Source organism: Enterobacter genomosp. O (assembly GCF_001022965.1).
Taxonomy (GTDB): Bacteria; Pseudomonadota; Gammaproteobacteria; order Enterobacterales; family Enterobacteriaceae; genus Enterobacter; species Enterobacter cloacae_L.
This window is the reverse complement of sequence record NZ_LECZ01000026.1, coordinates 364,748-384,700: the sequence shown is the minus strand read 5'-3', so window position 1 is coordinate 384,700 and position 19,953 is coordinate 364,748. Positions and strand designations below refer to the sequence as shown.

The window sequence follows — 19,953 nt, the reverse complement described above, 5'->3', positions numbered from 1 at the left end:
TCATGCTTTTAAAGCTCTTACGTTCTATTGTCATCGGTTTGATTGTCGCAGGCCTGCTGCTGCTGGCGCTGCCGTCTTTACGTCAGTTCAACAAACTGTCAGCTCCTCAGTTCGATAGCACGGATGAAACACCGGCCACCTATAACCAGGCCGTTCGCCGTGCCGCACCTGCCGTGGTTAACGTCTATAACCGTGGCCTGAACACCTCAGCCCATAACCAGCTGGAGATCCGCACCCTCGGCTCCGGGGTAATTATGGACGAGCGTGGCTACATTATTACCAACAAGCACGTGATTAACGATGCCGACCAGATCATCGTCGCCCTGCAGGATGGCCGCGTGTTTGAGGCATTACTCGTTGGATCTGATAGCCTGACCGACCTGGCCGTTCTGAAAATTAACGCCACGGGCGGTTTGCCGGTCATCCCGATCAACCGTAAACGTACCCCGCATATTGGTGACGTCGTACTGGCTATCGGCAACCCTTACAACCTGGGCCAGACCATCACCCAGGGGATTATCAGCGCGACCGGCCGTATTGGTCTTAACCCATCGGGACGGCAGAACTTCCTGCAAACCGATGCCTCAATCAACCACGGTAACTCCGGCGGTGCGCTGGTCAACTCGCTGGGCGAGCTGATGGGCATCAACACCCTCTCGTTCGATAAGAGTAACGACGGTGAGACGCCTGAAGGGATCGGCTTTGCCATTCCGTTCCAGCTGGCGACCAAAATTATGGATAAGCTGATCCGCGATGGGCGTGTGATCCGCGGCTATATCGGTATTGGCGGCCGTGAAATTGCACCTATGCATACCCAGGGCGGCGGTATCGATCAGATTCAGGGCATCGTGGTGAACGAGGTGTCGCCAGGCGGTCCGGCGGCGAACGCGGGGATTCAGGTAAATGATGTCATTGTGTCGGTCAACGGCACGCCGGCGGTCTCTGCGCTGGAGACGATGGACCAGGTGGCAGAAATTCGCCCAGGCTCTATCATCCCTGTTGAAGTCATGCGCAACGATAAGAAACTGACGCTGCACGTCACCATTCAGGAATACCCGGCCACCAACTGACAGGCATAAAAAAACGGAGCAATAAGCTCCGTTTTTTTTACCGGGTGGGGGTGCGTTTTACTTGTTAACGAACTCTTCGCCCAGGGTGATATCTTTCTTCAGCGTGTCCAGCATGCCTTCCATCGCGTGTTGTTCAAACGCGCTCAGCGTACCAATGGATTTACGCTCTTCGATACCGTTTTTACCCAGCAGCAGCGGCTGAGAGAAGAAGCGAGCGTGTTCGCCATCGCCTTCAACGTAAGCGCATTCAACAACGCCTTTCTCGCCCTGCAGAGCGCGAACCAGTGACAGACCGAAACGCGCAGCCGCCTGGCCCATAGACAGGGTCGCAGAACCGCCACCCGCCTTCGCTTCCACCACTTCGGTGCCCGCGTTCTGGATGCGTTTGGTCAGGTCAGCAACTTCCTGCTCGGTGAAGCTAACGCCTGGGATCTGCGACAGCAGTGGCAGAATGGTGACGCCAGAGTGTCCACCAATAACCGGAACTTCTACTTCTGTTGGCTGTTTGCCTTTCAGCTCAGCAACAAAGGTGTTGGAACGGATAATATCCAGCGTGGTTACGCCGAACAGTTTGTTTTTGTCGTAAACACCTGCTTTCTTCAGCACTTCTGCCGCGATAGCAACGGTGGTGTTCACCGGGTTAGTGATGATACCGATGCATGCTTTCGGGCAGATTTCAGCAATCTGCTGCACCAGGTTTTTCACAATGCCTGCGTTGACGTTGAACAGGTCTGAACGATCCATGCCTGGCTTACGCGCCACGCCTGCAGAAATCAGAACCACGTCGGCACCCTGCAGTGCAGGACGCGCATCTTCACCGGAGAAGCCTTTGATTTTTACAGCAGTTGGGATGTGGCTCAGGTCAACCGCCACACCTGGGGTTACCGGAGCAATATCGTACAGGGAGAGTTCTGAGCCTGAAGGCAGTTGAGTTTTCAGTAGTAGGGCAAGCGCCTGGCCGATACCACCAGCAGCGCCGAGGACTGCGACTTTCATCCTAAACTCCTTATTATGGTTAACTTAAGTATCTGTAAATCCGTTGCGGCGACCATAATTCAGCAAGTGTTTAATTACAATTTTCGTAGCTAAAGAATTTGAGGTCACGCGGCTTTATCTCTCTTCAGAAGACTATCTGACGACAGATGGCAACGAATTAAGAGGTGGTTACAATACACCCTGCCCCGCCACCAAAACAACATCATTTTGATAACATTTAATTTACTTTTAAGCTTATTTGCGCGGCGTGACCCAGGCATGTTTTCTGATAACGAAATCTGATAAAATCACTCCCTTTCATAACATTATTTCAGCCTGGCGCTGAGTAGATAATTTGCATAAAAATTCATCCACATGCATAATAATGTTGTTTCTATCGTCATATTCCGGGTGACTTATGCGAAGCTCGTCTAAGCAAGAAGAATTAGTTAAGGCGTTTAAAGCGCTACTTAAAGAAGAGAAATTCAGTTCTCAGGGAGAAATTGTTCAGGCGCTGCAGGAACAAGGCTTCGATAACATCAACCAGTCGAAAGTCTCCCGCATGTTAACCAAATTTGGCGCGGTGCGTACCCGTAATGCCAAAATGGAGATGGTTTATTGCCTGCCTGCAGAACTTGGCGTGCCGACCACCACCAGCCCGCTCAAGAATCTGGTTCTGGATATCGATTACAACGACGCCGTTGTGGTGATCCGCACAAGCCCTGGTGCCGCGCAGCTGATTGCCCGAATGCTGGACTCAGTAGGTAAAACGGAGGGTATCCTCGGGACTATCGCCGGCGATGACACTATCTTTACCATCCCGGCCAGCGGTTTCTCCGTTAAAGATCTCCACGAAGCGATTCTGGCTCTGTTCGAACAGGAACTGTAATCCTCTCTCCCCGTAGCGCCGCTGCGGGGATCATTCTGCTCCCGCATCATTTCCCCCTGTCTTCTACTGCCTCTGGCTTTGACAAATAGTGCTTTTTACCACCCATTAACATTCATCCAGTGAATGGTAAATCAAAAAATCGCACAAAAAATCAAAATCAGATATCCATATGATTTAATTAGATATAACCCCACAAAATGGCCAAAAAACGGCCAGCATTATGCAATTTCGTTATAAAAAAAAGACTGGTTAACACGTAATAACAAGAGAAACCATTAGTCTGGTATTAATTTTTAGCGTTATTAGTGTATACTTGATTTTGTGATGAGGGTCACGAAACAAGACCCCACTAAAAAATTCGACGAGGTAAGAATCATGAAAATCAAAACTACTGTAGCGGCGCTGAGCGTCCTGTCTGTTCTGTCATTCGGTGCTTTCGCTGCTGACTCTATCAATGCTGACCAGGCGCAATCCCGCCAGGCAATCGGTACGGTTTCTGTCGGCGCGATCGGCACGTCTCCAATGGACATGCATGAAATGCTGAACAAAAAAGCGGAAGAACAGGGTGCGTCATCCTATCGCATCATCGAAGCACGTTCAGGTGACCACTGGCACGCTACCGCTGAGCTGTACAAATAAGTTTTAGTAATATCTGAAAACGTAAATCTCCACTCAACGGCACCAGGCATAAAAATAGCGGTTAAACCCTTCCTGCCGTTGAGCAAAAACCCTATTCAGGAGTAAAGACTATGAAAACTAAATTGATCATCGCAACCCTCGGTCTGGCTTCAGTTCTCTCTTTCGGCGCGAGCGCAGCCGTACAGCAAGTGAATGCCGACCAGGCTCAAAATCTGCAGCGTATGGGCAGCGTATCTGTCACGTCAGTCACCGGCTCACCGATGGATATTCGACACGAACTTGCCGCCAAAGCTGAAAAAGCAGGCGCCAGCAGCTATCGCGTCACCGAACTGAATCAGGGTGACCACTGGCATGCTACGGCAGAACTGTATAAATAAACCCTCGTCGTATCTCATCATACGACTTGCCCCTGGCCTTATGGTCAGGGGCTTTTTTTGCATTCAATGGCGCGCGTTAAAGCGCAGCTGCCCTTCCAGCTCTTCTTCTGCTTCATCGAACAGCAATATCAGTGCGCCAAAACGTCTGCGCAGCTTATCGGGCAAATGGATGAATTCGATCTCCAGAGGTAGCGGCAACAGACTCCCGGTCACCACGTCCCACAGCGTGTCCAGATTCGTCACGCTTCCCCGTTCAAGATCAAACACCCGGATAAATTCACGATAAAAGTCTTCCTGACCATCGATCTCGTCAAAATCAAAGGTATAGGTTTTCATTGCCAGCCACCCAGTCCAGGCGAGCGGCAGATGCCGCCCTGTCTATTATAATCCCCCGATATGCAGGGTTTTAACTTCCAGATATTCTTCCAGACCCAGCACGGAGCCCTCACGCCCAAGACCTGACTCTTTAACGCCGCCAAATGGCCCCAGCTCCGTGGACACGGCGCACTCGTTAATGCCAATCATCCCGCTCTCGATGGCCTGTGAAACGCGGAAAACCCGTGAGAGATTCTGGGTGTAGAAGTAAGCCGCCAGCCCGTAGGGCGTATTGTTGGCGCGCTGGATGACTTCATCTTCCGAGGTGAAACGGAAGCACGCCGCAACAGGGCCAAACGTCTCTTCTTCTGCCAGCTTCATGCCTTCATGGCAGTCGCCCAGCACGGTTGGCATCCAGAAATTCCCGCCAAGCGGATGAGGCTTACCGCCTGCCAGTACGGTCGCGCCCCGGGCAACAGCGTCTTCCACATGCTCGCGCACTTTGTTCACCGCTGAGGGTTCAATAAGCGGACCTACGACCACACCGTCGTCCAGACCATTTCCCACCTTCAGCGCCTTCACCGCATCGGCAAGCTTATTCACAAACTTGTCGTAGACGGTTTCCTGAATATAGAAGCGGTTAACGCTGACGCAGACCTGTCCGGCATTACGGAATTTGTTGGCGATCGCCCCTTTAACCGCAGCGTCTATATCCGCATCTTCAAAAACGATATACGGGGCATTTCCCCCCAGCTCCATGGAGACTTTCTTCATGGTTTCCGCAGCATTACGCACCAGCGTTTTGCCGACGGAGGTCGAACCGGTAAACGAGATTTTCCGCACCTCGTGGCTCGCCATGATCGCGTCGCTGATCTCATGCGTATTCCCGGCCACGGCGTTGAGCACGCCGTCGGGCACACCGGCCTGTTTTGCCAGCGTAAGCAGCGCAAAGGCGCTGAGCGGCGTGTTATTTGCCGGTTTGATTACCCCGGTACACCCAGCAGCCAGCGCCGGGCCTAGCTTGCGGGTGAGCATCGCCATCGGGAAGTTCCACGGCGTAATCGCCGCGACCACGCCAATCGGTTCACGAGTCGCCAGAATGCGCGAGCCGGGTTTGACAGGGGGAATAATTTCACCGTTAGCGCGCTTGGCCTCTTCGGCGAACCACTGGATAAAGCTGGCAGCGTACTCCACCTCCCCTTCCGCTTCTTTGAGGGGTTTGCCCTGCTCGGTGGTCATTAACCGTCCGAGCCAGCTTTTATTCTCAATAATCAGCTCGTACCAGCGATAGAGGATAGTCGAGCGCTCTTTCGCGGTTTTGGCGCGCCAAGCCGGGAAGGCTTTGGTGGCCGCTGCGATAGCGTCTTCGGTTTCCGCTTTACCCGCTTTTGCCACTCTGGCGATGACCTCACCGGTCGCGGGGTTCAGCACATCAAACGTCGTGTCCAGCGTTTTCCAGATTCCATTGACCAGATAACCGGTCTGAAAAAGGATGTGGTCCTGTAGCGCCTGGGTCGTCATATGCCCTCCCTTTCTGAAATGTAAGAACGTGCTGGAATTAAGTATAGCCACAAAAAAACCGACGCTTTTGGCGTCGGCTTTTTTACTTCAGTCAGTTATCCGTGAGGGCACTCTGGTAGCGATGCAGCATTGACACCAGCCGCCCTACCGGCTCGGTCACCTGAGGCGGAGCTTCCCAGACCTTAAGCTTCTCCTGATAGATATCCAACTCTTCAAGCAGTTGCGTGAAGTAGCGGCGTCGTTTGTCATCGCTGCTCGCGGAAAGCACGTGGTCGGCGGTACGACGCAGCTGACGGTGATAAGCCGACAGATCGTCGTTGATCGGCACAGGCGCGTTACGCAGACGCTGGTGCGCAATGATCATGGTTAACGCCAGCCGGAACTTCGCGATATCGCCCGGGAATTTGTTCAGCAATAAAAACAGCTGCTGATAGAGCGCGGGCAGGTGGTTCTCTTTACGGCGCGCGGTGTTGGTGGTCATAGACGATACGGCAGCCGACACAAACTGGTTCAACAACACGCGGCCCGTTCTCGCCTGCGAGTTATCCCTTACCAGCAGAATGACCATCATTGCCAGGAAACAGCCCACCAGCTGACCTAACGCGCTATCGAGAAACTGGCTGAAGTGGAAGGTCATCGGGTTATCCAGCACAATAATGTTAATCGTACTCGCCAGCGCCCCCAGCGATCCCAGCCGCCGCTTTTGCACTTCAATGCCGATAAAGAACGCCATCACCGCCAGGCTAATACAGAGCAGCAACATGCTCTGTTGCGTAGACGGAATGATCACCAGGAAATAGAGCGCGCCTATCGGCAACGCGGCAATCGTGCCGTACAGGAAATCAATAGCGACCATACGCGGGTTGGGCAGACGCATCGCCAGAGCGGTCACAACGGCAATCATCACCATCGCGCCGCTGCCGGACGTCCAGCCCGTCCAGAGCCAGAACAGCGTGCCGAGCATGCAGGCAAGCGTCGTGCGCCAGAAGTTGACCATCGCATGATGACGCTCGGCAGATTCCGCCTTGATCACCACTTCGCCCTGGAGCACCTCTTCTTCCGCCGCGCTGATTTTGGTGTTACCAATCACGCCGCGTTTAAGCAACAGGTAGCGCGTCGCAGCGCCGACCCAGGTGTAGATTGTCACGGGCGTATCGCGCTCCCCGGTCCAGGCGATGACCCGGCGCATGCGCTTAAGCTGCTTGTGCACGTCCTGCACCGTTTCCACCGGCTCGGCAAACAGTTCGCGGAACGTATCGGTGACCACTTCCGGACGCGTGTTCTGGATCAGGTAAGTTTCGCATGCCTGGGTAATCAGCGTCAGAGAGACGGTATTGAGCGCTTTAAGCCGACGGTTAGCGCGGGCCCAGCGCGAAGACTCCATATTGAGATTGCTGCGCATCCCTTCCAGCGCCTGCGTGCGGCGTACCAGCCCGCTCCAGGCTTTATCCACCTCTTCGCTGTCGCCATGCTTAATACACAGCTGCATCAGCTGGTACTGGGCAACGATCAGCGCGTCGAGTTCACGGTCAACTTCCTGCTTGATGGAGCGCGGGGAGAAAAGCAGGTCAGCGACAATGGCGCAGACGATACCAATGACAATCTCACTGCAGCGTTCAACCGCAAACTGCGGGGCGAGCAGCGGTTCGGACTGAATTGTGATGACAATAATCAGCGCGGTATAGCCCGCCAGGCCCCAGGCGTAGGAGTTCTCCACTTTCACAAGAGACGAAATCCAGGTGCAGAAACCCGCCCAGATACAGCAGACCATCAGCATCAGCAGCGGCGTGCGGATCATCAGAATAATAATGGTGAGCGCCGCGAAACAGCCGATGAACGTCCCGATGATACGCAGCATCCCGCGATAGCGGATCGCGCCCGAATAGGGTTCCCCACCCGCGGCGAAGGCTGGACCCGCCGCGACAATTGCAGCCGTCAGCACCGCCCAGCGAGGGGTTTCAAGCTGGAAGTGAAAACCAACAAACAGCGCCAGCACAATGGCACAGGCCAGCTTCACGGCGAAGCGAATGTGCTGGCTGGCGATGGAAAAGATCCCCATAGCGATTAACCAAACTCGCGCAGGCGATGGGCGATTTTACGGAAGATCGAGTCCTGGCTGGCATCCCTGTCTTTTTCACCGGTAATCACCACCGTGGCTGTAGTACCCGCAGGCCACAGATTTCCCTGCTGCTCGTCCAGGTGGATACGCACCGGCACACGCTGGGCCAGACGCACCCACTCCAGGTTGGAATCCACCGTTGCCATCCCTTTAGCATCGTTAGAGCTGCTGGAGTTGGTCACCCCCGCGGCGACGCTGTCAACGGTGCCCTTAAAGACGCGGTTGCTGCCGAGCGGCGTGATTTCCGCCCGGTAACCTGGGCGCACGCCTTCCAGCTTGGTCTCTTCCATATAGGCGAGCACGTAGAAGGAGTTCTGCTTAACCAGCGCCACGGCGGTTGAGCCGCGGGTAATAAATTCACCGGCATAGACGTTCAGGTTTGTGACCCAGCCATCGGACGGCGCGCGGATCACGGTACGCTCGAGATCGAGCTTCGCCAGGTCGCGCGTCGCTTGCGCTTTCGCCAGCTGATGCAGCACGGTTTGCAGCACGTTGTTGGACTGGTCAATCTCTTCACGGGACATTGCCTGCACGCCCAGCTGGTTACGGCGGCCTGCCTCACGGCGTTTCTCAGCAACCAGCGCCTGGTAATAGGCGACATCCGCTTCCGCCTCTTCCAGCGCTTTCTGGTAACGAGGCTGGTCAATGGTGAACAGGACCTGATCTTTTTTCACCAGCTGGTTATCGTGAACGTTAACCGCCGTGATAAGGCCGGCTACGTCGGGCGCTATCGCCACGACGTCGGCGCTGAAGCGCGCATCGCGCGTCCACGGCGATTCGGTGTAATAGACCCAGGCGCGGAAAATAGCGATGAAGGCGAGGATTACCAGCGCCATCGTAATGGCAGTGCGGGAGATTTTTCTTGTTAGCGTTTTCACATCAACCTCAGACAAACATGCGCGATATCAGATAAAACAGGCAGCAATACAGCGCGGTATTGAACAATGCAGGATGCCAGACGAAATCGTAGATCCCGGTGGGGACCAGCACCTTGCGCACCAGCCAGAAGATCGCCAGTGATAAAAGAAGCTCGAAAAATATCGGTGGGAACGACAGACCGAACACCACGATAACGGGAAACAGACTCATGTTGACCTTGATAAGAGAGAGTGCAGGCTTCAGAATTTTTTAGCGCACGCCACCGCAGGAGAGCAAGAAACGCCGGGCGAGAATGGCGCAGCCGTTATGTAATTAATAATATATTAACGTAACTGTTATGCTGTTATCTATAATATGTGATCTAAATCACTTTTAAGCCAGAGTGAACAATGGAACGTTTAAAACGCATGTCGGTCTTCGCCAAAGTGGTCGAACTGGGCTCTTTCACCGCGGCGGCACGCCAGCTTCAGATGAGTGTCTCATCCATAAGCCAGACGGTGTCCAAACTGGAAGATGAGCTTCAGGTTAAGCTGCTCAACCGCAGTACCCGCAGCATTGGGCTGACGGAAGCGGGTAAAATTTACTATCAGGGCTGTCGCCGCATGCTGCTTGAAGTGCAGGATGTTCACGAACAGCTCTATGCCTTTAACAACACCCCCATCGGCACGCTACGCATCGGGTGTTCTTCAACTATGGCACAAAATGTTCTCGCTGCCATGACCGCGGATATGCTGAAAGAGTACCCTGGGCTTACCGTCAATCTGGTTACGGGCATCCCGGCGCCGGATCTGATTGCCGACGGCCTGGACGTGGTGATCCGCGTTGGTGCGCTGCAGGATTCCAGCCTGTTCTCACGTCGGCTGGGGAGCATGCCGATGGTGGTTTGCGCCTCAAAGAGCTACCTGGCGCAGTACGGCGTTCCGGAGAAACCCGCCGATCTCACCAACCACTCGTGGCTGGAGTACAGCGTGCGGCCCGACAATGAATTTGAGCTGATCGCCCCGGAAGGGATCTCCACCAAACTGCTGCCGGAAGGCCGGTTCGTCACCAACGATCCGATGACTATCTCCCGCTGGCTGGTCGCCGGGGCCGGGATCGCCTACGTGCCGCTGATGTGGGTGATCAACGAGATCAACAGCGGCGTGCTGGAGATCCTGTTCCCGCGCTACCAGTCCGATCCGCGACCGGTGTACGCCCTGTACACCGAAAAGGACAAGCTGCCGCTTAAAGTGCAGGTGTGTATCAACTACCTGACCGAGTATTTTGTGGACGTGGCGGAGCTGTTTCAGGGGATGCGGGGAAGAAGGAAGGAATAATCGATTAATTCCTGAAAGTATATGCGTTATTAATATTTCCCGGATGAAACATACATTCATCCGAGAATATTTCCCCTCCGCTATGAGGATTAGCGAATTGACACTGCCGCTGCCTGCCCTTTACCTTATAAGCAGTCTGCCATTAAGACTGTTATTAATTTGTTGCTGATTTGAATAATAAAATGTATTCCGCAGGATGACGTTAAACAAGGAAAAGAAATGAATATATTTGAACAAACACCGCCCTCACGCAGGCGCTATGGACTCGCCGCGTTCATCGGTTTAATTGCAGGGATTGTCTCCGCGTTTGTCAAATGGGGAGCCGAGGTGCCTCTCCCGCCACGAAGCCCCACCGATTTATTCACCGCCGCGTGCGGGCCTGAACAATTAATAAGAGCCGCAAGCCAGATTGATTGCTCCCGTAATTTTTTAAACCCTCCCTATGTATTTTTACGCGACTGGCTGGGCGTCGTTGATCCTAACGCGGCGGTTTATACCTTTGCCGGTCATATATTTAACTGGGTTGGCGTAACACATATTATTTTCTCAATCGTGTTCGCTGTAGGGTATTGTGTAGTTGCTGAAGTCTTTCCGAAAATTAAACTCTGGCAGGGTTTACTGGCGGGTGCGTTAGCCCAGCTTTTTGTTCATATGATCTCCTTCCCTCTGATGGGGCTGACACCACCGCTGTTCGACCTTCCCTGGTATGAGCACGTATCAGAGATCGTGGGTCATCTGATCTGGTTCTGGTCGATCGAAATCATTCGCCGCGATTTACGCAACCGCATTACCCACGAGCCGGATCCGGAGATATCGCTGGGTCAATTACGTTAAAAAAAAGGCGCTACTCCGTAGCGCCTTTTTTATGTGAACGCAGATCAGGCCGTGCCGCCCACCGTCAGGTTGTCCACTTTCAGCGTTGGCTGGCCCACGCCAACCGGCAGACTCTGGCCCTCTTTACCACAGACGCCCACGCCGTTATCCAGCTTCAGATCGTTACCGACCATGGAGATCTGCTGCATCGCTTCAATACCGGAGCCAATCAGCGTCGCGCCTTTTACCGCTTTGGTCACTTTGCCTTTCTCGATCAGATACGCTTCTGACGTGGAGAAGACGAATTTACCGGAGGTGATGTCCACCTGACCGCCGCCAAAGTTTGGCGCAAAGATACCGTAATCAACGGATTCGATAATTTCCTGCGGCGTGGATTTGCCCGGCAGCATATAGGTGTTGGTCATGCGCGGCATTGGCAGGTGCGCATAGGACTCACGACGACCATTACCCGTTGGCGCTACGCCCATCAGGCGCGCGTTGAGTTTGTCCTGCATATAGCCTTTCAGCACACCGTTTTCAATCAGCACATTATACTGGCCTGGCGTACCTTCGTCGTCGATAGCCACCGAGCCACGGCGATCGCGCATGGTGCCGTCATCCACCACGGTGCACAGCTCAGAGGAGACGAGTTGCCCGATCTGGCCGCTGAATACGGACGTACCGCGACGGTTAAAATCGCCTTCCAGACCGTGTCCTACCGCTTCGTGCAACAGCACGCCCGGCCAGCCGGCCCCCAGCACAACCGGGAATGAGCCCGCCGGTGCCGCGACAGCATTCAGATTCACCAGCGCCATGCGCACGGCTTCTTTTGCCCACGCGTCAGCGCGCGCTTCACCGTCAACATCCCCCAGGAACCAGTCATAGCCGAAACGACCGCCGCCGCCGCTTGAGCCGCGCTCGCGTTTACCGTCGTCATCGACCTGCACGCTGATAGAGAGACGCACCAGCGGACGAACATCCGCCGCCAGAGTGCCGTCAGTGGCCGCAACCAGAATCAATTCATAAACACCGCTCAGGCTGGCGGAGACTTCCTGCACGCGTTTATCGGCAGCACGCGCCACTTTGTCGACACGGCGCAGGATATCCAGCTTCTCTTCGCGGCTCATGCTCTGCAGCGGATCGATGCTGGTATAGAGCGCAGAGTGCGACACTTCACCCAGGGTTTTCACGCGACCATCGCCGGTATCGCGCACAATGGTACGCGCGGCCTGCGCGCTCTGCTCAAGTGCGGCCAGGCTAATCTGATCGGCATAGGCAAAACCGGTTTTCTCGCCGCTGACGGCACGAACGCCGACGCCCTGGTCGATGTTATAAGAGCCATCTTTGATGATGCTGTCTTCTAAAACCCAGGATTCGTGATAGCTCGACTGGAAATAGAGATCGCCGTAGTCGAGACGGCGTTCGGTCAGTTGACCAAGAATGGAGAACAGGTCCTGATGGCTCAGGCCGTTCGCTGCGAGCAAATGTTCACTTACCAGGTTCAGACTCATCGTATTGCTACTCGTTCGTTGCCGCCCGTGGCGGTATAAAGATCGTATTTATTGAGAGTGAGGCAATTACCTGCCCACGTCAAATCATTGCTGTGCATCTTTGCGCGGCTGGCGCAGCACCTCGTTAATCTGCGGTTTATCCACCGGACCGGTAATGCGGTAGCGCAGAATAGAGACCTTGCTCCAGAGCGGCCCCAACACTTTACTGGCGGCAAACACCGCCGCACCGACAATCGGGTTCACCACAAAGGCCGCCGCCACACCCACGCTCGCGGAAATTTCCGGCGCCACCACGGCTTCCATATCCAGCTCGCGACGCACGAGGTTGACTGAGCCTTTCATGGCGATATCCGCTTCCAGTCCGTCCACCAGCGTGTCGTCCGTATGCAGAACGCCGTCCTTGATCCACGCCGTACTGCGGATGGAATCGTAGTAAAAACCTTCGTTGAAGGTATCGCTGAAATCGAAGCGCAGCTTGCGCAGCAGCGCATCAAAACTCAGCAGGCGCAGGATCTGCCCGGCGCGCCCCGTGCTCACGTCGGCAATTTCACCTTTGCCGAAGCGGGTTTTCAGAATGCCGTTCAGCGAGGCCTCATCCGGCTTCCACGGCGCATCACGCCAGTGAAGATCGTAATCGACGTCGAATGACGAACCACGCAGCGGCGTAGTGATACCAAAGAAATTAGCTGCTGCATCCAGCTTGTTGCCTTTAATGTCACCCTTCAGAGACGTGCGCTGCTCGCCCGGGTTATTCACCCATTCCCCTGCGGCCGTCATGCGGCCAAAACCGGTATCGACCAGCCCGCCAGTGAGCGTAAGCGTGTTTCCCTGGATGGCAAAATCACCGTCGATACGGCCATATTTTTGCCCCCACAGCCAGCACTCCGCACAGCGCAGCTGGAGATCGGGCCAGCCGCTAAAATCGATGCGGGATGTCTTACTCAACGGCGACGTTTTTGCTGGCTGGTCTTTCCCGCTCGCGCTTGCCGGGTTGTAGTAGAGATAGCGGATCGCCGCCTGCCATGGCGCGTTATTGCGCATGGTCAGCGTACCGTTGATCTCTCTGCCCTGGGCCTCCACCTTCGAGCCGTTAACGGTGGGCTGTGAAACAATACTCAGGTTGTTCCACTGCTGCCCGCCCAGCATCAGCGACGGCGTGCGTACGGTAATAGCCTCCGGGAACTGAGCAGTTTGATCGACGTTTTGCCCAACGCCTTTCTGGAACAGTGCCAGCCATTCCGCACCGTCCATCGGCGGGAGATTCAGCTCAACGCCCGCCTGCTCCGGCAGCGGCGGCGTGGAGCGGCTATCCGTCGTCCAGATAGCTTTGTCGAGGGTGAGCTTGCGGTTAAGCAGCCAGCGGCTGTTGAAGTGGTTCGTCCCGCCCGCGCTTCCGGTCAGCTCGAAGCTGTTCAGGTTGCCATCAACGTTCAGCTTCACCGGCAGCGGCTGTCCGGCCTGTTTATCCAGCGGCGCAGGCAGCTGGCTATGAAGGTTTTTCAAATCGCCGGTGATATCGACCTGATAATGCGCACCCGCGTGATAAGGCAGCTCTATAGCGACTTTGCCCTGCCAGGCGACCGCGCCGTCCACGGATTCCTCAATGGCCTTCGGAAGAACATCCATACGCGATGGCTGCCAGTTACCGTCCAGATTGACGGCCACCTGATAAGCCTTTTCACCCTCGGAGGTCGTGAAGTCGATATTCACGGGCTGATTAAACCAGCTGGCGGTAAGCGGCTCGCTCTTCAGGTTACCGTTCTCGAAGCTGAACTGCCCGCTGAGATTTTTCAGGGTGCTCTCAAGGGGTTTGATGAACAGGCTGTTATTCTTCAGGCGGACGTCGCCTTTGGCGGTGGTCATTTCGCCGTCCAGCGGGATATCAAGATGTAAGCGAGCATTCACATCGCCATCAAGCTGCAGCTGCTGGAGCGTCGCCGCCAGCGATTCTTTCAGCGGCGTCTCCTCAAAGTACGGTCCCACCGCTTTGCCCGGCCCGCTGATGTCGGCATCAATAAGCAGTTTCTCTTTTGAATAATCCGGGATATTTGCCGTCAGGTTGCTGGCCGTCACGCCGCCCAGCGCAACGCTGTCTGACTTCATCCATAGCCCGTCATTGAGAAAGTTAAGCTCGATGTCCAGGTTTTTCAGCGCGGGCCAGCCAGGCTGGAACGCGAAGGTAGCGTTGTGTAACGGCACCAGCACCTGGAACTGACCTTCATTATGCTTGTACGGGAAAAGATGCGGATTACCGCCGTAGGCCAGCGTGGCACTATCGGCCTGACCGCCCTGAATTGCACCGCTCAGATAGTCCACCAGCGCTTTACCCATCAGGTTTTCCGGGAAATAGCGCCAGGCCTGAGAACCGTCACTGGTGCTAATACCAGCCAGAATACCCAGCCACGGCTCATCACCTTCTGGCTGCAGATAGCGGAAATCGCCGCGCGCATGCACCGCTTTGGCTTTTACGTCGATATGGCGGCCATCAAGCTGGAAACCTTTATCGTTACGGAGCCAGTTTAGCACCGCGCTGCCCTGTTCAATTTCCAGCGGCGCGCGGAAGACCGTTTCGTAAGGCATTTTGGCGTCGTGCATATCAACCGTCAGCCTGCCGTTCTCCACGCTGCCTTCCAGCTTGCCGCTAAAGTGCTCCGCACCCGGCAGCAGCTTCCACTGCTTCCAGGCGAGATCTTTCCACGTTGCCTGGAAACGGGTTTTTTCTGTCGCCTGTAGCGGAATATCCAGCGCCAGGGCGTCTATCTTCCCGCTCGGCTGCGTGGCCAGCCAGATCTCGCCAAGGTCCGCAGAGAGCTTTGCTGCCATGGAGCGCAGCCCTTCAATAGCGGCCAAATCCAGGTTACTGGCACGGATGCGCAGCTCGTCGCTGCGTTTGCTGGCCGTACCGCCAACGTCCTGCTCCGGCATCCAGGCCAGCGTCAGCGCACCGCGCGGCCACGGCTTGCCGTCCATGGTGATGCGCGTATCCGGAATGGCGAACTGCCAGCCTTCTTTCTCCTGCGTAACGTGTGCGGTGAGGTTATCAACGGAAAGCTGATGCTGCTGTTTTTCACCTTTCCAGCTTGCGCCCCCCTGCTTGAGCCAGATATCACCGCTGGCAAATTCCCCTTTCGTCAGGGTCAGCCAGCCTTCAAGGCTGAAACGGGCCGTTTCCAGCTGCATATTTTGCTGGATCCAGTCGCCCAGCCACGGCTTCACATCCACATCGTCGGCCTGTAGCCAGACTTTGCCGTTGTTGAGCAGGCCGTCATCGTCCCGCAGATCCATGCGCACCTGCATCACGCCGTGCTGGCCGTTCAGACTTGAGAGACTGACCTGCCCCTCGGCGCGGTGCCGATCTTTGCCGTTGAGCCAGGTTAGCTGGGGGATCGCGAGCTCGGCGCGCTGGCCAGAAAGGGTAATAAAGCTCACTTCGCTGTCGCGCAGATCGAAATGATCGAACTGGCGGAGGAAGAGATCGCTGAAGCGGTTGGCTTCAAGTCCCTGACTGCTATCGCCACCAGAGAGCGGCGTGTTGGTCAGAAACTGGAGTTGATAAAAAGTGAGATCGCGAAACTGCCAGCGCAGATGCAGCAGGCTTTGCCAGACGTCCAGCGCCAGGGTCACGCGTTTAATTTTGAGGTAGCCGCCGTCTTTCAGGCTGGCATTGATATCCCGGACATCAAGCGTCGGGCCAAAATTCTGCCAGTTAGCGCTGAGCTGGCTTACGTTCACCGGCACGCCGGTGGTGGATTCGATTTTTGCCAGCAGCTGCGGACGCCAGCTGTCCAGATGCGGTAAAACGAGGCGTAGCCCGCTCACGAGCAACGCGACAATCACGACCAGCGTTGCCCCTGTAAGCAATAAAATCCCCGGCAATCGCCTCACGCATCTCTCCTTGTCAGCTTTCGTCACGCAGCGTACTGCGTCTTACATCATCACGACGTCGAACTGCTCCTGGTTATAGAGCGGTTCAATTTGTACTTTTACCTGTTTGCCGACAAAGATTTCCACTTCCGCCAGCGCGTGTGACTCTTCGCCTTTCAGCGCTTCAGCCACCGCAGGGGAAGCATAGACCAGAAAACGATCGGAGTCGTAGGCATGATGAACACGAACGATCTCACGCATAATTTCGTAGCAGACGGTCTCAACCGTCTTTACCGTTCCGCGTCCATGGCAGGTTGGGCATTCATTACACAGCACATGCTCAACGCTTTCACGGGTACGCTTGCGCGTCATTTCTACCAGCCCCAGCTGTGAGAAACCGTTGATGCTGGTTTTCACGCGATCTTTACTCAGCGCCTGTTCAAGCGAGTGCAGCACGCGGCGGCGATGGTCTTCATTACTCATATCGATAAAGTCGATGATGATAATGCCGCCCAGATTGCGCAGACGAAGCTGGCGCGCAATCGCCTGCGTGGCTTCGATGTTGGTATTGAAGATGGTGTCATCCAGGTTGCGATGGCCGACAAACGCGCCGGTGTTGATATCGACGGTGGTCATCGCTTCGGTCTGATCGATGATCAGATACCCGCCGGATTTCAGCTCGACCTTACGCTCCAGCGCGCGCTGGATCTCGTTTTCGACATCATAGAGATCGAAGATCGGCTGACGCCCTGAGTAATGCTCCAGCAGGCCGGGCATCTCGGGGATATATTCGGCGGTAAACTCCAACAGGGCTTCATAAGTCAGACGAGAGTCCACGCGAATGCGGTCGAGCTGCGCATCGGCAAAGTCACGCAAAACACGCTGAGCCAGGGCCAGCTCACCATAGAGCTGATAGCGGGTCTGGTTGCGTTTCTTACGCTCCATCACTTTGGTCCAGACGCGCTTCAGATAGGCCGCGTCAGACGCCAGGTCTTCTTCGCTGATCCCTTCCGCGGCGGTACGGATGATAAACCCACCCTGTTCATCGCAGTAGGCGCTGACCACTTTTTTAAGACGCTCGCGCTCGGTTTCGCTCTCTATACGCTGCGAAACACCCACGTGCGACGCGCCGGGCATAAAGACCAGATAGCGGGAAGGTAAGGTGATGTCGGTGGTCAGACGCGCGCCTTTGGTACCGAGGGGGTCTTTCACCACCTGTACCATCAGATCCTGTCCCTGACGCACCAGCTCAGAAATATCGCGCACGGCAAACTGCTTTTGCTCTTCGCCCGCAACGCACTCGGTGTGCGGCATGATATCGGAGGCATGTAAAAATGCCGCCTTATCCAGTCCAATATCTACAAAAGCCGCCTGCATACCCGGTAGTACACGACTGACACGACCTTTGTAGATATTGCCTACTATTCCGCGCCGCGCTTCACGCTCAATATGAATTTCCTGAAGAATGCCACCATCAATATAGGCCACACGGGTTTCCGATGGCGTTACGTTTACCAACAATTCAGCCGTCATAATTATCCCTTCCCTCACGCAGTGAGTTAAAATTGCTCAGCAACTCATACGTTTCCACCAGCGGTAAGCCGACTACGGCGTGATAGCTGCCATGAATCTTCCTGACAAAACAGCCACCCAGCCCCTGAATACCGTATGCACCTGCTTTATCCATCGGTTCACCGCTGGCAATATAAGCGGCGATGTCGTCGTCGGTAAGTACTCTGAATGTCACATCCGTCACCACCAGGCAATCCAGCACGTGCTGGCTGTCAGCCAGCGCGACGGCCGTCATCACCTGATGCGTTTGTCCGGACAGTTTGCGCAGCATGCGCGCCGCATGAGCGGCGTCGCGCGGTTTCTCAAGCACTTCACCGTTAAGGATAACGATGGTATCTGCCCCCAGCACGGGAAGATCGCGTGGCACACTGGCTACGCCAGCCTGCGCTTTCTCGCGCGCCAGGCGAGACACGTACTGTTGAGCACTTTCGCCCTCAGCACGTTGTTCTTCAATGCCGGTCACGATGCGTTCAAAAGACACCCCTAGCTGCGTCAGGAGTTCCTGACGGCGCGGGGAGCCGGAAGCGAGATACAAAGACGTCATAGAAACCTTTTATTGCACAGCAAACTGCTGGCGAACCTTACGCATCAGCAGGAACAGCCATGGCCAGAGCACACCGTTTACTACACTACTCCAGAACACTTCCGGTCGGAAAGAGACGTTGATCACTAAAAACTCTGCCCAGAAAACAACGATATCCGCCGCGAGCGACAATAGCATCACCACCAGGGCCTGTTGCCAGAGCGCAAGGTTACGAAAGAGCTGGAATTTGAGAGCGACGAGGTACGCAATAATGCTCATGGACAAGGCACGCACGCCAAGCGTAGAGCCGCTAATGAGATCCAGTATGGCACCCATCACAAAACCTGTGCCGACATTTACGCGATGCGGCAGGGCAAGGATCCAGTAGAGCAAAATGAGCAATACCCAGTTTGGCCGGAAAACGAGAATGTCATCCGGCCAGGGCATCACTTGCAGTAACAGTGCAATGAGAAACGAGAGCCAGATGACCCAGCGTCCCTGGCTACGATAGCTTGCCACTACTGCCCTCCCGAAGAGAGTTTAGGCGGTGGCGGCGCATCCGGCAGCGGCTGCGTTAACCCTGTTGCCGGCGCCGGGACTGGCGCAGGCGGCCCCATGGAATCCGCAGGCGGGAGAACCTGCGGCATCATCTGCATCAGGCGTTCATTCGCCACACGATGCACCTCTTCAGGCGTCATCGGGTTAGCACCATTGCGATCGGCACCCCACAGCAGCAGCAGATAGCGCAGACGCTGTAAACCGGCGGTTGGACGCGCCTGAATCACGGTATAGGCGCGCTGAGTATCCAGCTTCACTGACGAGACAACCGCAACCGGATAGCCTTCAGGGAAGCGTCCGCCCAGACCGGAGGTCACCAGGACGTCACCCACGCGGATATCCGTGTTAGCAGGCAGGTGTTCCAGCTGCAGATCGTCCGTACAGCCGTTACCGGCCGCAATCACGCGAATGTCGTTACGCAGAACCTGGATCGGCAGCGCATGCGTGGCATCGCAAATCAGCAGTACGCGGCTGGTCAGTTTGGCCACGGCAACAACTTGGCCCACCACGCCTTTATCACTGATAACAGGCTGACCTTCATACACGCCGTTCACGCTCCCTTTGTCGATCACAACCTGATCGCTGTAAGGGTCGTTCACGGTGGAGATCACCTGGGTCACCATTTTCTGCTCATCCTGACGCAGCGGCGAGCCGAGCAGCTCACGCAAACGCGCGTTTTCCTGCTTATACTGCCCCAGCATCAGCAGCTCGCTGTTTTTCAGCAGCAGTTCCTGACGTAATGCCCGGTTTTCGAGTTCGAGTTGGTCACGCGAAGACAGCGTTTGAGAAACGGAGTCGAGCAGTTCACGGGGACCATTTGATACAAAGTAGAAAGGACTGACGGCGGTATCCATGTACGTTCTAATTTGGCTGAACGTACCGAGGCGGCTATCGGCAATAATGACCCCAAGCGCAACCAGAACCGCCAGAATGAGGCGAAACTGTAGCGATGGGCCACGGCTAAAAATTGGCTTCATAGGCTATGCGTATTCTCGCGTCAGAGAGAAAGGGT

The 19,953-nt window shown here is 55.3% G+C and carries 18 protein-coding genes; 6 read left to right on the top strand and 12 right to left on the bottom strand.

From position 1 onward, the window contains the following. The first annotated feature begins 2 nt into the window (after positions 1-2). Positions 3-1,070 (top strand): outer membrane-stress sensor serine endopeptidase DegS, encoded by a 1,068-nt coding sequence (gene degS / locus ABR39_RS15635; protein ID WP_047347673.1) that lies wholly within the window; start codon positions 3-5, stop codon positions 1,068-1,070. 57 nt (positions 1,071-1,127) lie between these two features. On the opposite strand, the gene mdh is transcribed toward degS, so the two are convergent. Beyond that, on the bottom strand, positions 1,128-2,066 hold the full coding sequence (mdh, locus tag ABR39_RS15630; protein WP_023309387.1) for a malate dehydrogenase: 939 nt from the start codon (positions 2,064-2,066) through the stop codon (positions 1,128-1,130). Positions 2,067-2,463: 397 nt separating this feature from the next. Between mdh and argR the strand changes: the two genes are divergently transcribed. The 3 genes from argR (at position 2,464) to yhcN (ABR39_RS15615) (ending at position 3,950) form a co-directional block, all read left to right on the top strand. Further along, the gene (gene argR / locus ABR39_RS15625; protein WP_047347672.1) at positions 2,464-2,934 is read left to right on the top strand and encodes a transcriptional regulator ArgR; all 471 of its coding nucleotides are present in this window, start codon (positions 2,464-2,466) and stop codon (positions 2,932-2,934) included. A gap of 375 nt (positions 2,935-3,309) precedes the next feature. After that, a complete protein-coding gene (yhcN, locus tag ABR39_RS15620) occupies positions 3,310-3,573 on the top strand; it encodes a peroxide/acid stress response protein YhcN (protein ID WP_047347671.1) in 264 nt (87 codons plus the stop codon). A gap of 110 nt (positions 3,574-3,683) precedes the next feature. Further along, the gene (yhcN, locus tag ABR39_RS15615; protein WP_032659672.1) at positions 3,684-3,950 is read left to right on the top strand and encodes a peroxide/acid stress response protein YhcN; all 267 of its coding nucleotides are present in this window, start codon (positions 3,684-3,686) and stop codon (positions 3,948-3,950) included. Positions 3,951-4,013: 63 nt separating this feature from the next. On the opposite strand, the gene ABR39_RS15610 is transcribed toward yhcN (ABR39_RS15615), so the two are convergent. From ABR39_RS15610 to aaeX, 5 genes are all read right to left on the bottom strand, one after another. Next, positions 4,014-4,286, bottom strand: coding sequence for a barstar family protein (locus ABR39_RS15610; RefSeq protein WP_047347670.1), 273 nt, complete (start codon positions 4,284-4,286; stop codon positions 4,014-4,016). 45 nt (positions 4,287-4,331) lie between these two features. Further along, positions 4,332-5,786, bottom strand: coding sequence for an NAD-dependent succinate-semialdehyde dehydrogenase (locus ABR39_RS15605; protein WP_047347669.1), 1,455 nt, complete (start codon positions 5,784-5,786; stop codon positions 4,332-4,334). 91 nt (positions 5,787-5,877) lie between these two features. Then, positions 5,878-7,845: a p-hydroxybenzoic acid efflux pump subunit AaeB gene (aaeB, locus tag ABR39_RS15600; protein WP_047347668.1), complete on the bottom strand. Its 1,968-nt coding sequence runs from the start codon at positions 7,843-7,845 to the stop codon at positions 5,878-5,880. Between the two features lie 5 nt (positions 7,846-7,850). Next, on the bottom strand, positions 7,851-8,783 hold the full coding sequence (aaeA, locus tag ABR39_RS15595) for a p-hydroxybenzoic acid efflux pump subunit AaeA (RefSeq protein ID WP_047347667.1): 933 nt from the start codon (positions 8,781-8,783) through the stop codon (positions 7,851-7,853). A 7-nt stretch (positions 8,784-8,790) separates the two neighbouring features. Further along, positions 8,791-8,994, bottom strand: coding sequence for a p-hydroxybenzoic acid efflux pump operon protein AaeX (aaeX, locus tag ABR39_RS15590; RefSeq protein WP_003860416.1), 204 nt, complete (start codon positions 8,992-8,994; stop codon positions 8,791-8,793). A 179-nt stretch (positions 8,995-9,173) separates the two neighbouring features. On the opposite strand from aaeX, the gene aaeR reads away from it, so the two are divergent. After that, positions 9,174-10,100, top strand: coding sequence for an HTH-type transcriptional activator AaeR (gene aaeR, locus ABR39_RS15585; protein WP_023616809.1), 927 nt, complete (start codon positions 9,174-9,176; stop codon positions 10,098-10,100). Positions 10,101-10,319: 219 nt separating this feature from the next. Next, positions 10,320-10,934, top strand: coding sequence for a YagU family protein (locus ABR39_RS15580; RefSeq protein WP_047347666.1), 615 nt, complete (start codon positions 10,320-10,322; stop codon positions 10,932-10,934). Positions 10,935-10,978: 44 nt separating this feature from the next. Here ABR39_RS15580 and tldD read toward each other — a convergent pair whose 3' ends face one another. The 6 genes from tldD to mreC all read right to left on the bottom strand — a co-directional run bounded on the left by tldD (position 10,979) and on the right by mreC (position 19,918). Next, complete coding sequence (tldD, locus tag ABR39_RS15575) at positions 10,979-12,424, bottom strand: metalloprotease TldD (protein ID WP_047347665.1); 1,446 nt, start codon at positions 12,422-12,424, stop codon at positions 10,979-10,981. Positions 12,425-12,508: 84 nt separating this feature from the next. Next, the gene (yhdP, locus tag ABR39_RS15570; RefSeq protein ID WP_047347664.1) at positions 12,509-16,309 is read right to left on the bottom strand and encodes an AsmA2 domain-containing protein YhdP; all 3,801 of its coding nucleotides are present in this window, start codon (positions 16,307-16,309) and stop codon (positions 12,509-12,511) included. Between the two features lie 42 nt (positions 16,310-16,351). Continuing rightward, positions 16,352-17,821 carry a ribonuclease G gene (rng, locus tag ABR39_RS15565; protein ID WP_010436156.1) on the bottom strand — a complete coding sequence of 490 codons (1,470 nt, stop codon included), beginning with the start codon at positions 17,819-17,821 and terminating at the stop codon, positions 16,352-16,354. Next, positions 17,811-18,404: a Maf family protein gene (locus tag ABR39_RS15560; RefSeq protein WP_047347663.1), complete on the bottom strand. Its 594-nt coding sequence runs from the start codon at positions 18,402-18,404 to the stop codon at positions 17,811-17,813. Before ABR39_RS15560 ends, rng begins: the two co-directional genes overlap by 11 nt. A gap of 9 nt (positions 18,405-18,413) precedes the next feature. Then, a complete protein-coding gene (mreD, locus tag ABR39_RS15555; RefSeq protein WP_023309399.1) occupies positions 18,414-18,902 on the bottom strand; it encodes a rod shape-determining protein MreD in 489 nt (162 codons plus the stop codon). Further along, positions 18,902-19,918 (bottom strand): rod shape-determining protein MreC, encoded by a 1,017-nt coding sequence (gene mreC / locus ABR39_RS15550; RefSeq protein WP_023309400.1) that lies wholly within the window; start codon positions 19,916-19,918, stop codon positions 18,902-18,904. Before mreC ends, mreD begins: the two co-directional genes overlap by 1 nt. Positions 19,919-19,953: the final 35 nt, after the last annotated feature.

Coding starts and splice junctions, on each gene's coding strand:
- aaeR (WP_023616809.1), top strand. CDS start 9,174: ATGGAACGTTTAAAACGCATGTCGGTCTTCGCCAAAGTGGTCGAACTG.
- mdh (WP_023309387.1), bottom strand. CDS start 2,066: ATGAAAGTCGCAGTCCTCGGCGCTGCTGGTGGTATCGGCCAGGCGCTT.
- aaeX (WP_003860416.1), bottom strand. CDS start 8,994: ATGAGTCTGTTTCCCGTTATCGTGGTGTTCGGTCTGTCGTTCCCACCG.
- ABR39_RS15605 (WP_047347669.1), bottom strand. CDS start 5,786: ATGACGACCCAGGCGCTACAGGACCACATCCTTTTTCAGACCGGTTAT.
- ABR39_RS15580 (WP_047347666.1), top strand. CDS start 10,320: ATGAATATATTTGAACAAACACCGCCCTCACGCAGGCGCTATGGACTC.
- mreC (WP_023309400.1), bottom strand. CDS start 19,918: ATGAAGCCAATTTTTAGCCGTGGCCCATCGCTACAGTTTCGCCTCATT.
- aaeB (WP_047347668.1), bottom strand. CDS start 7,845: ATGGGGATCTTTTCCATCGCCAGCCAGCACATTCGCTTCGCCGTGAAG.
- ABR39_RS15560 (WP_047347663.1), bottom strand. CDS start 18,404: ATGACGTCTTTGTATCTCGCTTCCGGCTCCCCGCGCCGTCAGGAACTC.
- yhcN (WP_032659672.1), top strand. CDS start 3,684: ATGAAAACTAAATTGATCATCGCAACCCTCGGTCTGGCTTCAGTTCTC.
- degS (WP_047347673.1), top strand. CDS start 3: ATGCTTTTAAAGCTCTTACGTTCTATTGTCATCGGTTTGATTGTCGCA.
- tldD (WP_047347665.1), bottom strand. CDS start 12,424: ATGAGTCTGAACCTGGTAAGTGAACATTTGCTCGCAGCGAACGGCCTG.
- ABR39_RS15610 (WP_047347670.1), bottom strand. CDS start 4,286: ATGAAAACCTATACCTTTGATTTTGACGAGATCGATGGTCAGGAAGAC.
- rng (WP_010436156.1), bottom strand. CDS start 17,821: ATGACGGCTGAATTGTTGGTAAACGTAACGCCATCGGAAACCCGTGTG.
- argR (WP_047347672.1), top strand. CDS start 2,464: ATGCGAAGCTCGTCTAAGCAAGAAGAATTAGTTAAGGCGTTTAAAGCG.
- yhcN (WP_047347671.1), top strand. CDS start 3,310: ATGAAAATCAAAACTACTGTAGCGGCGCTGAGCGTCCTGTCTGTTCTG.